Below are 12,415 nucleotides of genomic sequence, written 5' to 3'. Positions count from 1 at the left end.
TTAGAACAACTGGACTTTTTTTGAAACATATATTTAGCACAATTAAACAGTACATTTTAAATTACTCATATGAAAAAGAAATTTAAGATCGGGGATCATGTAACCTGGAATTCAGAAGCAGGGCATGTAAGTGGCAGCATTATAAAAGTGCATACGAAAGATTTTAATTATAAAGGGTATACACATCATGCAACAGCAGATGATCCGCAATATGAAATTAAAAGCGATAAGACAGATCATATCGCCGCACATAAAGGTTCAGCACTTAGTTTGGTAAAGAAGTGATCACTTTTTTTGATGCGGATATCCTGCCTGTTTATGCGTTACCTGGTAGTAGCGGTCAGTTAATTGTAAAATCATTATTGAACCTTCTGACGTTTATTCGTGCGGTTTTATTTTCTAGAACAAATAAGCAGCAGTCACAAGCCGGAAAATCTGTATATGTACGGCAAGTATTAAATATTATAATGGGTGCACATATGCATGTATTAGGGTAAATTGTGCCCTGTAGGTACTGTGCCACTCGTTTATCGTTACCTATTCAGGAAGCGCCACAAAGCCAGCACACATAGTTATATGCTACTCGCCTGGGAACATAATTATATGGAGACTCGTGAAGAAAAGGAATCTTTTTAAAACTGATAACATTTTACAGTTCTTACCTCATACATTTGTTTTTAAAAAACTATAGCCATGGATCAGGTATCAGACTTTTTAAAAAGGCTCTTTGACTCAAATAATTGGCCTGCCAGATGGCACTGTGGAATCTGGACGCCCTTTCACGGTTGGCTTTATATAATTTCCAGTAGCCTTATTGCAATGGCCTACTTTTCAATTCCTGTAATATTATTCTATCTCATAAAAAAATCAAAAAATCATCTTCCGTTCCAGAAAATCTTTTGGTTGTTTATTTTATTTATCCTTTCATGTGGTGTAACCCATGTGTTCGATGCTTTAATGTTTTGGTTCCCTGTTTACAGAATGTCGGCGCTGGTACTTTTTGTTACTGCAATTACATCATGGATGGCTGTTTATGGATTATATAAAATTATTCCATCGGCCCTTGCATTAAAATCTCCTGCTGTACTGGAAAAAATAATACAGGAAAGAACCCTCGAATTACAAGTCTCAAATAACCACCTGCAGCAACTGAATAGCGAGCTAACTTTAGCTAAACTGGAAAGTGAAAAATTAATGAAACAAAAAGAAGAATTTTTGGGTATCGCCAGCCATGAATTGAAAACACCATTAACAATCTTAAAAGCCTACACGCAATTATTATCAGAAAAAACTGACGGCGAAAAAATTACTCAAACAGATATTCAAAATAAAATGCGTGTGCAAATAGACAGACTGGCCTTATTGATATATGATTTGTTGGATGTAACCAAAATCAAGGAAGGCATGCTGGTATATTACAAGAAAAGAGTTAATCTAAAACACATTATAACAGATGTAGTGCAGGATATACGTCATACCTCTTTATCAAATAATATTATTTTGGAAAATATAGTTGATATTGAAATAATAGCGGACAGGGAAAGAATTGCTCAGGTCTTTTTGAATTTACTTTCAAATGCCATGAAATATTCACCAGCAGGTTCACCGATCATAATCACAGTACAAAAAGAGGAGCATACTATAATATGTGCAGTAAAAGACCAGGGATTTGGAATACCACAGGATCAGCAGGATAAAATATTTGAAAAATTTTACAGGGCTACCGGGGGCCATCGTGACACTTACCCGGGGATGGGTCTTGGTCTTCATATTGCAGAGAATATTATTACCAATCACGAAGGAACAATATGGGTAGAAAGCGAAGAAGGTAAAGGCTCCACATTTTATTTTCAGTTGCCAATAGCTTCTGAAGATAGCTATTTAAATTAGTTCTGCTTCTTCTCCTCTGTCTCTATAGCGTGATTGCCACAAAACCAGCACACAAAGCTGTCTGATACTCTCGTGAGAACATAGTTATTTGTGAACTTGCCGGTTGAGCTATAACGTAGGAGAAAGTAATCTTGCCAATTTTTCGGGGAACTGCGTTAACAACGATCTTTCATACCAAAGCCTTGGATCTAATTTGGTAGCATATTTAATATCCTCAGCAAATACTTCTCTCATTTTTTTAGAAAAAGTTTCATCGTAAATAATGGCATTCACTTCAAAGTTTAATTCAAAACTGCGGTGATCCATATTAGCAGTTCCTATTATGGATAACTTACTATCTGTTACCAAAGTTTTTGCATGCACAAATCCCTTATTGTAAAGATATATTTCAACACCAGCCTGCAACAGCGGATCATAATTAGCTTTGGAAGCAGCATTTACTACCCTTGAGTCACATTTACCCGGAACCAGCAATTTTACCGTAACGCCGCCAAGTGCTGCTATCCTTAATGCATTTATGATACTGTCGCCGGGAATAAAATAGGGTGTTGTAATAAGTATCTCTTCTTTTGCAAGGCTGATGGCCTCGATTACTGAAAACATGATGGACGGCTCTGTTGAATCTGGCCCGCTGCTGGCTATCTGAATAAGTGTGCCATCTTTGATATCATCGCATTGTGCAAAAAAAACATCTTCAGGAATTAATTCTTTTCCGCAACAAAAATTCCAGTCAGTTATAAAAATATACTGCAGGTAATAGACGCCCGGCCCATCTATACGTAAATGTGTATCTCTCCAGTATAATTTTTGTTTTCCATTGTTTACGTACTTGTCACTTACGTTAATGCCACCAACAAAACCCGTGTGCCCATCTATTACTACTATTTTTCGATGATTGCGATAATTAATACGGTTTGCCAGTAAATAAAAGTGCACTTTGGAGAAAGGGAAAATCTCAATACCTGCATCCCGCATTTTTCTTTCTATTTTCTTTTTGATAGACGGGCTTCCAAAATCATCATAAATAAATTTTACCTGCACACCTTCTTTTGCTTTTGCTATCAGTAATTCAATTATGGCGATGCCTGTTTCATCCTGTTCAAAAATGTAATACTCTATATGTATATGATGTTTAGCCGATTGCAGGCACTTAATGAGTTCAGGGAATTTTTCTTCACCATTCAATAAAAGTTTTATCCTGTTATTGCGGGTAAGCGGGCTGCGCAGATCTTTCAATAACATAGAAACAAGCTCCGCATTATCATCTGAAATATCCTTAGGATCTACTGTGCAGTTCTTGTATTCGGGAATTTTTTTCTTTAACTGATCCAGCATTTTGTCATCCTCATTCATCTTTTTTGAATAGCGTTTCTTTTTCCAGTAGTTGATGCCGAATGCGAGATAAAAGAGTATGCCGAACACAGGAAAAAAAATGCAAACGAACAAGTATGCGATTGTTTTACTGCTGTTTTGTGTTTCATAAAGTATGCGCAGGCAAACAACAAGTAAAATAAGACAGTAAACAATTAATAAAATAAGTTTATAGTTCATTCCACGTTCCTGCTTTATTGGTTGAGGCAATATATTTGATAAAGCTACTTATAACATTTATATCATTTAAAAATTGCCATAAAGCAGGCGCTGGAATATTACTTTAATAAAAACAGAACGGTGGTTTCACATCCGTTCTGTTCCTTTAATTTGTGCTATTTCTTTTTACTATACACTTCTGCCACGAATAACTTGTAGAATTATTGAAATTACTGCTATAACAAGAAGTATATGTATAAGTCCGCCAGCCGCATATCCAAAAAAACCAATTGCCCAAATTATTACCAGGATTACAGCGACGATGTATAATATATTACTCATGATTATTTTTTTTGTTTTAATAAATACTTACATATAATTTTTTTCAATTGTCTCTTTTACAACGGGTACATATTCTTCGTATAATTTTTTACCCTTTTGCTTTAGGTTGTCGACTACATCTTTTTTTTCTTTTGGGCTTAATTTGCTATACCTATAATAGGCAAATGCAGCAAGGCCACCTACAATAAGAGCTCCGATTTTAATGTTCATAAAGTATGGTTTTAATTTGTAATAGAGTAGTTGATAATAAAACCATGCCAGATGTTGTGCACGTATACTTAGTTGTGCGTTGTTCTGTAGGCAGCAACAGGGAAGATCAAATTCCAAAAGTTAGTATCACATGCGCAACATTGTGTTCAGCGGACTCGCTGTGTTGTTATTATTATTTATGCGGCGAGTGCCAAAAACCAGCACATATAGCTGTCCGACACTTGTCTAAGAAATTAATTATTTGGAGACTGGCGGAGAAGGAAATTAATGCAATAAATCAATTGAATTTTTCAGCAATATATTCCAATAATTTTTCATCGCTGATCTTGTTGGAAGTGCTTTCTTCAGTCTTTGTGTTTTTAAACTGGGGTGTTTCTGCCATATAATGTATAAACTGTTCCTGTTCAGTTCCGGTACCTGTTATATGTACTTCTTCAGCATTCTGCATATGCGCAGTTATTTCTTTAAAGAATTTTTGCTGCAAGCCCTTCTGTGCATTGTGTGCTGTTTTCTCATTTGAGTTGCTGTCAGCACCATTATTTTCAACGTGCCCCATTACAATAAAATCTCCATTATCTACATTTGTTCTTCCTACTACGGTGGCATTACGTGAATCCATCCAAACGCCAAATTGTTTTTTGTTTTGCAGAGCCATAATTTATGTGTTTGCACCTATATGTCAAAAAGCATACCCTAAAAAATAATCAGGCAGAATGTAACAAATGATACCAGGATTAATATTTTAATCAAGCTGATATCTTTCATAGCGTCTTCGTTGTGTCACTCACTTGTACGCCTTGTTTTGTATGCAGCAGATGCACTATTATATCTATTGCTTTGTTGTAACTTTTGTTCTTTGAATACCGCAAAGTCCTCCGCCAACGCACAAGGCTATGGGAGAGACTGTGCGGAGAAAGAAGTAAGGAATGAACGATGAATTTATTTATTCCAATCTTTAATATCTAAACTTGTTTTGGTATACGTTACTATTTCATCAAAATAGCCCGTTGCTTTATCTGACTTTGTATTCTTATTGATCTTTGCCGGAAATTGTTCAATTATAAACATCTTTTCAAATGCTTCGTAAGCAACAGCTTTATTTTTTTCAGGTAAAAGTGCATATAATTCATAAAGTAAAGACGATAACTTTCTTTTTCTGAATTGTTCAAATACATAACAATTCTTGGAATTTACTTTTCTTATCGCATCTTCAATTTTTGACGGATAACTTTTTTTTGATGTATCTACTTTGGCTACTTCTGTAATCTCGCTATTAAAAATGAATAGCCTTCTGTTAATTTCTATTTCCAGGCTTTTAATTTCCTTATTCTTGTCTGTTTGTTCTTTATAAATCTGGCTAAAGTTCTGATAACTGAAAGTAATCAGCCCAATAAATATTGTTGAAAGAACCCAGATGCCAAGTGATGAGTTGCAGAATTCCCACAATCTTTTGCGTGTTTTCGATTTGGGTTTAGCTTTTGTGGTTTCAGTTATGTTTTCCATTTTGTTTTTTTAATGATGCTATAAGTATGTAACAGTTTACTTAAGAATATAATTACCATAATACAAAACAATAAAGCTTAGCATGCCCAAAAATAACCCACCAAAAAAAACTTTATAAGCTATAGACAGGTAAGTAAATTTCTTGGATAGAACTTTTCTAACATTGAAAGATTCTTTAAGAAGCTCTGCAAACACTTCTTTTTTTCTTCCTTTAAAGAATTGTTTCATATCATTGGAATACTTATCCCAGGAAACATTTTTAAAATTAGAGTCAAGCCGGTCAAAGCTTCCAAAGAAAAAAAATTCTTTATCCACTGCGTTTATATAGTTTAAATCATTTCTTCTTGGTTTACTTGCCAAAACACTAAAAAAAATAGTGATCAGCGATCCAACCATAATTATTGCCACAGGTAAATAATTTAAATAATTGTTTTCTGTTGTTTTAATAAAAAAGCCATACCCAATCGTAACGACTATCGAGTTAACCTGAATAAGCAAACCTGCCTTTTTATCTGCTACACTAACAAGGTCAATATAATTTCTAAAAGCAATTTTAAATAACTGCCCTCTTTGTTTTGATGATAAATTCTTCGGGTTTTTTACCTGAATTTTTCGCTCTGTTTCTTCCGGTAGTTCTTCGTCCATTAAACTGTAAATTTATTAGCATTGAAAGTTTTTGTGTTTGATCCGGTATATTTTTAGACTGGCAGCAAAGAATCTTATACACTTTAAATATAATTATCTTGTTTGTCATTTGCAAGACCTAATTTAAAGTAGTTAAAAACTAATTGCCAACAACTCACTGGATGATAATTGTTTATTTTTCCGCAACAAAGAAAGCCTCTCGGAGAAAGCAGGCAATTGTGTCAGGTAGAATATTTGTAGCGACAGATTTCTCCGCATTGCCTCTCCAAAGATTTGTGCATTAGCCGAGGATATTGCGGTATTGTTGGTAAAGATTATGCAGATAGTAACTACGGCAACCGAACCGCAACATCCCATAAACTACGCACAAAGTCACGCATGGAGACGTTCGCGGCGAAAGAGCATACCCTAAAACAGGTACTGATTTTTAGCCCACTTAATTGTTTTGCCAGGTGGTTATTTAACCGGCAGTTGTTGTACAATTAAGCTTTTGTTGTGTCACTCACTTGTACGTTTTTTTCTTTATGCAGCAATGAAAAGCATGTGTAGTACTAAGTAAAACGATAATGGCGCATAAACAGAGTTGGTAATGTGTATCGTTTCTCAGGCGAGTCTCATGTGTATAGAATCGTGTGCAGCGGACTCTCCTTGTTGTTATTGTTATCTATACGGCAAGTGCCACAAAGCCAGTACACATAGCTGTAGACACTCGCCTGAGAAGGTAGTTATTTGGAGACTCGTGGAGTAAAGAGACTCGCAGAGTAAGAAAGAAAAAATAAATAAAAATTTAAGGGCGTTATTTATCTTCGGGTATCAAATCAAGAAACTATTTAACCCTACATTTAGTTATGAAGAAAATTGTTGTTGTTTTCACCCTTTCACTCTGCTCATTATCTATTTTTTTTTCCTGTTCAAAAGCAAAAGATTCAATTACTCCACAAGACCCTGACCCAACAGATTCAGTACCTGTTATACACAAAGATACTCCCTTTGTAAGAGCAAATTTTTCTATTCAGGGACACTGCAATGCATCTTCCGTTACAGATACCTTGCAATACTATGATACACCAATGGATTTTATAAATAATTCTGATACTGGTAAAAAAGTAAGCTATTACTGGACGTTCGGAGATAACAATTTTAGTGCTGAAACTAACCCTTCTCATTCATATCACCTTGCGGGCACTTATAAAGTAACACTTACCACTTTTTACGACAGTATTCCACGGGATACACTTACAAGGTATGTTCGTGTTATTATTGGTCAGAAAGGTTATAATTTTTCTCATACTACCATTGATGTTATGGGTGCCGATAATGCAGTTAATGATGGTGCAATGGTCTTATTTAGCAATTTTAGCCAGAATACATATTCATATACGCTGTTGCAAACAGATAGCTTGTTAAACACTGTTTATAGTAACACACTAACAGGAAATATCAGATTAGCCAGTCTTCAAAAAACAAATTCCGGTAACTATATACTTTCCGGTAATTACAATGATGGAAACACCTCACAATATGCTTTATCCCTTATTGATCAGTCAGGTAATCTGTTATGGGAAAAATACCTGGGCGTGCAGGGTAAAAACTATTTTTCAATGCAAACCAGTGACAATGGTTTCATTACGATAGGAGATAGTTATGTTTCTGATGGTGGTTACACTACCGCAGTTAAATGTGATGCCAATGGCCAGGAGGAGTGGAGAATATCACTTGGCAGCAAGCCCTACATTAGCAATGCAGGTAACATTATCGAAACCAGTACAGGCTATTTATTTTCTGCTCTTAGAAATCAATATATACTTCCTTCTGCACCTGAACTTATAGTAACACAAGTTGATTTTAACGGCAACATTACGCAACAAAAAATTTTACCCATCGACTTAAAAGCCAAAATTGGTGCTCCTGCAATGATTGCGGCAGCAGATGGTACCTATTGGGCCTACATAAAAACCGGTGGTGATGTTTACAGTTTTAATAGCAACCTTGATTATCTTCAACCCATTAATTTTGGAAATGATTACCATATCAACTCTATTGTTGGTTATGGAAATAATTATTATTTGGCTTCCGGCTTATCTCATGAACATGGAAGCGCTGATAAAACTGATAAAAATGGAAGCTGGAACTGGGGAGCACAGATTCCCGGAACGATAGTAACCTGTACATCCACATACGGATCATTCACAAGATCATGTCAAAATATCATCCGCAGCAGTAATGATTTTATTGCTGTAAGTTATGGCGATGATATTAATGTAACTGACTTTGGCATTTTTATCACACGCATTGCATCAGATGGCCAATTAAGATAAGTGGTTATATCTTGCTACTATGTTATCAATATCTCTGCTCCAAAAGGAACTTTAGAAAGCTGTATAATTTTTTGCATTTGTAATATTATGTAGCTTTCGTTGTGTCACTCACTTGTACGTTCTGAACTATATGCAGCAATATGCAGATTCGTTTATGTTTTTTCCGCATTGTCTCCCCAAAGGTTTGTGTGTTAGCCGGGGACGTTGCGGTATCGTTGGTAAAGATTATGCGGATAGTAATTGCGGTAACCGAACCGCAATGTCCCATAAGCTGCGCACAAAACCTGCATGGAGACATTGCGGAGAAAGGACAACATAATAGTTATTGATACTTTTTATTTAATAAAAAGAGGAAGATCAGGTGTTGTAGCAGATCATCCTGGTACAGTATATGAATATGTGATATGTAATTTCAAAGGAAAATTTATTTTAATTTTCCCAGCAATAAGAGATGAACAAGTAAGCATCAAGGACTATTTAAAATCTCTTCTAGGCGACTTGACTACTAAACAAAATGAATATCAACAGTCTGATACAAATATAAAAAATGGAAAGTTCTGGACTTTTTCGCAAATGGTTTCGTATACAACTACATTTAGTGATATGAAGCCAATAAGCAGAGCAGCAAATTGGATTTATTGGTTTCATAATTTCATTGTGGCGGGCTTTTTTATCTCTTTTCTATCAAGTTTGTTCAGACCTGATGTTCCCAAAAGCAATTAGCATTTTGGTTTCTAAAGTGCTTGTATCGCCGTTTGCATCCTCTCGGCTTTTGCAAAATTAATACAGATATTATTTGGAATTAGAGACAGTATCTTAGACCATTTGGAGAAATTATTTAGGATTTCAAACATTACCTTAGATTAATTGGGAGTAAGTGTGAGTAATTAAATGTTATGCATCTCAATTATTTTTTTATCTTTTCGTTTTAAAATAACGATTTGCCCTTAAAAGAGTATGCCATTTCACGTTCTAATAGATTACGATAATTTATCTTACCAAGACACATCTCGTCAATTAATTGATCTAAGTGGAAAGCTAATAAGTAAATTTTCACCTACTGAGATAAAGGATAAAAATATTACCATAAGGTTATACGGCGGGTGGTATGAGAATAACAATATAACTAGAAAGGCTCAAAATTTGAATGCAGAAATTATGCGAGATTTTCCTCGAACAGAAATGCTTTCTGACAACAAAACAACTGTTATTGTAAATATTGAGCTTGCGACTAGTTTAACTTCAGCCCCGAGAATTGAACTGTTTAATACGTTTCGGCGAAGAGGATTTCCTTCTGGTGTACAATCACATAATCCTCGATTAAAAGGCTGTTTAATCACAAATTGTCCAATTGTGGAAGTATATAATTTTTTTCAATTAAACAAGTGTAATACCTGTAATACTATTCGACCGGAACATATTATTTTTCGACAAGAACAAAAATTAGTTGATACAATGTTAACTTCTGATTTAATTAATATTTGTCAGAGTAATAGAATAGTCAGTGTCGTGTCTTCTGATGATGATTTATGGCCTGGTATTTTAGCAGGGGTCATGGGTGGCGCTAAAGTATATCATATGCAAACAAAACCAAGAGCAACGCCAACGCATTATTCCAGAACAGTTACTGCAAATTATTTTCAAAAAAATCTTTAAATGAATATACAGGACTTGAAGCGAATTCTTGTATCCTTCGCTGATAACGCATCGGATGTTGAAATAACAAAAGGTAAACTTACGGCCATAATAAGAGGCGATATTATTTCGGCAGATGTTTTAATAAAAGATGGTGAATTATATATAAAAGAAGATGAGAATGAATTAAAAGCCCTTATATGGATTTCAATAAGAATAGCTCAGCTAGAAATACTCGCTGATAGGATTAAAGAATATATAAGACCGATTGGTGATTTCATAAACCCTACGGGGCTTCTCTTAGATGACATAGATACAGATCCTTCTGAAATTGAAAAACCCACTTCAAATGTTATAAATTGTCTTCAGGAAAAATTAAGTAGAAAAATACCTGGTACAACTGATGTTATTTATCTTACTTCTGATGCGGGTGAAGGCAAAACGACAATTATTAATCATCTGGCTTCCACACAAGCTAACTTATTTAAAAAGAAAGAAATTAACTGGTTATTAGTTCCCATTCCACTTGGGGGGAGACCATTCCTTAGATTTGATGATATCGTGATTGCCTCTTTGGTCAATAGATTGAGATTTAGATCATTTTATTATGAATCATTTATTGAGTTGGTAAAATTGGGTTTAATAGTCCCCGCTTTTGATGGATTTGAAGAAATGTTTATGGAAAACTCTTCAGGCGAAGCCTTGTCTGCAACGGGTCAGCTAATGAGTAAGCTTGAATCAAATGGTAATATTCTAATTGCAGCTCGTAAAGCCTACTTTGACTATAAAAGTTTTAGCTCACAAGCAAGGCTTTTTGATACTATTGGGTCGAATTCTGTTTCATTTTCTAAAATTTCAATTGATAGATGGAGTAAAGACCAATTTATTGAATACGCTTTTTCAAGAAATGTTGAAGATGCTGAAACGATTTATGAAATTGTATCTGAAAGATTAGGAGCAAACCATCCTTTATTAACTAGACCTGTATTAGTAAATCGACTTTTGGATGTTGTTCCTTCAACAAGTGAATTACAAAAGATAACATCGGTGTTCGAAAGTTCTTCAGAATATTTCCCAAATTTTGTTGATGCAATAATAACTAGAGAAGCAGATACAAAATGGATCGACACTTCGGGAGAACCCTTTAAGCCTTTATTGACAGTTGAGCAACACTACGATTTATTAGGAATCATTTCAGAAGAAATGTGGTTTAATAGTACGGACTCATTATCTCTAAATATTATTGATTTATTGGCAGACTTATATTCCGAGTCTCAGCAATTTAATGTTAGAACAAGCAGGCAAGTTAAAGAAAGACTAAGGCAACATGCCTTATTAATTAAATCAGATCAAAATTTAAATCATTTGAAATTTGATCATGAAGAATTTCAACAATTCTTTTTGGGAATTGCTTTTTTTAATGCTCTGAAAAAAGATGATATTTCAAATTTCAAAAACCTGATGAGAAAGGGATTAATTTTTAATCCAACTGTTGATACGATAATAGTCCGATGTAAGCAACAAAAAATTGAGATTAAAGATGTTGTTAGAATCTTAAATATTATTCAATTAAATGAAGGCCCAACATCCTTTGTAAAAGAGAATTGTGGTAATTTAATCCTTAAAATTTTATCTTCAGAAAATTCAAATGGAATCATTTTAGATAATTATTCATTTCCTTCAAACAGTTTAGTCGGAGTTAATTTAGATCAATTATCATTTACAAATTCTTATTTTCAAATAACTGCAATTTCCGCTTCAGTTATTAAGAATTGTATATTTGACTCATGTACATTTGATGGGATTGAGATAGATTCTGATCATGTTGAAATTAAAAATGTTGTAATCAAAAATTCGGAAATATTTTCAGTACAAAATAGAACAACGGATTTAAGTTTCTATGATCCTCTACACATTGAAAAAGAACTTACAGAAATAGGTTTTATTTTTCCAGATATAGAAGATGTTCAAGAACAAATTGATCAAGTGACTCAAGAAAGTGTAATTGATGACGACCTTGAAATTGTTCAAAAAATTTTAAGAAGATTTATAAGAGGCTCGCATCTTAATGATAATGTGTTTAAAATTCGGCTTGGAAATAAAGCAACTTATTTTATCGAAAAGTTACTGCCTGTTTTATTAAATTCAGGAATAATAGAAGAGGTTGAGTATATAGGGTCTGGTCAGAAACGTAGATTTAAATTAGCTATGGCTTTTGATAAAATAAATCAGGCGTTAAAAGAAAGTAAAGGAGGATTCGAAAATTTTGTAAACATAATTAAACAGATGAACTCTTAAGAATACAGAATTTTTATATAGTTTTTTGAAGAATAGCAGCTTTG

The 12,415-nt window shown here is 34.2% G+C and carries 12 protein-coding genes; 6 read left to right on the top strand and 6 right to left on the bottom strand.

Annotation, left to right across the window (positions count from 1 at the left end):
• The first annotated feature begins 69 nt into the window (after positions 1-69).
• Together FRZ67_RS04545 and FRZ67_RS04540 are read left to right on the top strand one after the other, a co-directional pair.
• Positions 70-285 carry a hypervirulence associated TUDOR domain-containing protein gene (locus FRZ67_RS04545; RefSeq protein ID WP_147188401.1) on the top strand — a complete coding sequence of 72 codons (216 nt, stop codon included), beginning with the start codon at positions 70-72 and terminating at the stop codon, positions 283-285.
• A 408-nt stretch (positions 286-693) separates the two neighbouring features.
• Positions 694-1,890 (top strand): sensor histidine kinase, encoded by a 1,197-nt coding sequence (locus FRZ67_RS04540; protein ID WP_147188400.1) that lies wholly within the window; start codon positions 694-696, stop codon positions 1,888-1,890.
• A gap of 108 nt (positions 1,891-1,998) precedes the next feature.
• Here FRZ67_RS04540 and cls read toward each other — a convergent pair whose 3' ends face one another.
• The 6 genes from cls to FRZ67_RS04510 form a co-directional block, all read right to left on the bottom strand.
• The gene (gene cls, locus FRZ67_RS04535) at positions 1,999-3,441 is read right to left on the bottom strand and encodes a cardiolipin synthase (protein ID WP_147188399.1); all 1,443 of its coding nucleotides are present in this window, start codon (positions 3,439-3,441) and stop codon (positions 1,999-2,001) included.
• Between the two features lie 168 nt (positions 3,442-3,609).
• Positions 3,610-3,762 carry a lmo0937 family membrane protein gene (locus tag FRZ67_RS04530; RefSeq protein ID WP_147188398.1) on the bottom strand — a complete coding sequence of 51 codons (153 nt, stop codon included), beginning with the start codon at positions 3,760-3,762 and terminating at the stop codon, positions 3,610-3,612.
• Between the two features lie 27 nt (positions 3,763-3,789).
• Entirely contained in the window at positions 3,790-3,972 is a 183-nt protein-coding gene (locus tag FRZ67_RS04525; protein ID WP_147188397.1) for a hypothetical protein, read from the bottom strand.
• 277 nt (positions 3,973-4,249) lie between these two features.
• The gene (locus tag FRZ67_RS04520; protein WP_147188396.1) at positions 4,250-4,627 is read right to left on the bottom strand and encodes a hypothetical protein; all 378 of its coding nucleotides are present in this window, start codon (positions 4,625-4,627) and stop codon (positions 4,250-4,252) included.
• Between the two features lie 284 nt (positions 4,628-4,911).
• Entirely contained in the window at positions 4,912-5,475 is a 564-nt protein-coding gene (locus FRZ67_RS04515; protein WP_147188395.1) for a hypothetical protein, read from the bottom strand.
• 36 nt (positions 5,476-5,511) lie between these two features.
• Positions 5,512-6,120, bottom strand: a complete 609-nt coding sequence (locus tag FRZ67_RS04510; protein ID WP_147188394.1) for a Pycsar system effector family protein — start codon at positions 6,118-6,120, stop codon at positions 5,512-5,514.
• Between the two features lie 848 nt (positions 6,121-6,968).
• On the opposite strand from FRZ67_RS04510, the gene FRZ67_RS04505 reads away from it, so the two are divergent.
• The 4 genes from FRZ67_RS04505 to FRZ67_RS04490 all read left to right on the top strand — a co-directional run bounded on the left by FRZ67_RS04505 (position 6,969) and on the right by FRZ67_RS04490 (position 12,371).
• A complete protein-coding gene (locus FRZ67_RS04505; RefSeq protein WP_147188393.1) occupies positions 6,969-8,438 on the top strand; it encodes a PKD domain-containing protein in 1,470 nt (489 codons plus the stop codon).
• A gap of 288 nt (positions 8,439-8,726) precedes the next feature.
• Positions 8,727-9,161, top strand: a complete 435-nt coding sequence (locus tag FRZ67_RS04500) for a hypothetical protein (RefSeq protein ID WP_147188392.1) — start codon at positions 8,727-8,729, stop codon at positions 9,159-9,161.
• Positions 9,162-9,395: 234 nt separating this feature from the next.
• Positions 9,396-10,094, top strand: a complete 699-nt coding sequence (locus FRZ67_RS04495) for a hypothetical protein (protein ID WP_147188391.1) — start codon at positions 9,396-9,398, stop codon at positions 10,092-10,094.
• Positions 10,095-12,371, top strand: a complete 2,277-nt coding sequence (locus tag FRZ67_RS04490; RefSeq protein WP_147188390.1) for an NACHT domain-containing protein — start codon at positions 10,095-10,097, stop codon at positions 12,369-12,371. It begins immediately after the preceding gene.
• Positions 12,372-12,415 lie beyond the last annotated feature (44 nt).

Source organism: Panacibacter ginsenosidivorans (genome assembly GCF_007971225.1).
In the GTDB taxonomy this organism is placed as follows: Bacteria; Bacteroidota; Bacteroidia; order Chitinophagales; family Chitinophagaceae; genus Panacibacter; species Panacibacter ginsenosidivorans.
This window is presented reverse-complemented; position numbering and strand designations above follow the sequence as displayed.

What these genes read in the sequence shown, in the direction of transcription:
- FRZ67_RS04545 (WP_147188401.1), top strand. Translation starts at nt 70, where the DNA reads ATGAAAAAGAAATTTAAGATCGGGGATCATGTAACCTGGAATTCAGAA.
- FRZ67_RS04540 (WP_147188400.1), top strand. Translation starts at nt 694, where the DNA reads ATGGATCAGGTATCAGACTTTTTAAAAAGGCTCTTTGACTCAAATAAT.
- cls (WP_147188399.1), bottom strand. Translation starts at nt 3,441, where the DNA reads ATGAACTATAAACTTATTTTATTAATTGTTTACTGTCTTATTTTACTT.
- FRZ67_RS04530 (WP_147188398.1), bottom strand. Translation starts at nt 3,762, where the DNA reads ATGAGTAATATATTATACATCGTCGCTGTAATCCTGGTAATAATTTGG.
- FRZ67_RS04525 (WP_147188397.1), bottom strand. Translation starts at nt 3,972, where the DNA reads ATGAACATTAAAATCGGAGCTCTTATTGTAGGTGGCCTTGCTGCATTT.
- FRZ67_RS04520 (WP_147188396.1), bottom strand. Translation starts at nt 4,627, where the DNA reads ATGGCTCTGCAAAACAAAAAACAATTTGGCGTTTGGATGGATTCACGT.
- FRZ67_RS04515 (WP_147188395.1), bottom strand. Translation starts at nt 5,475, where the DNA reads ATGGAAAACATAACTGAAACCACAAAAGCTAAACCCAAATCGAAAACA.
- FRZ67_RS04510 (WP_147188394.1), bottom strand. Translation starts at nt 6,120, where the DNA reads ATGGACGAAGAACTACCGGAAGAAACAGAGCGAAAAATTCAGGTAAAA.
- FRZ67_RS04505 (WP_147188393.1), top strand. Translation starts at nt 6,969, where the DNA reads ATGAAGAAAATTGTTGTTGTTTTCACCCTTTCACTCTGCTCATTATCT.
- FRZ67_RS04500 (WP_147188392.1), top strand. Translation starts at nt 8,727, where the DNA reads ATGGAGACATTGCGGAGAAAGGACAACATAATAGTTATTGATACTTTT.
- FRZ67_RS04495 (WP_147188391.1), top strand. Translation starts at nt 9,396, where the DNA reads ATGCCATTTCACGTTCTAATAGATTACGATAATTTATCTTACCAAGAC.
- FRZ67_RS04490 (WP_147188390.1), top strand. Translation starts at nt 10,095, where the DNA reads ATGAATATACAGGACTTGAAGCGAATTCTTGTATCCTTCGCTGATAAC.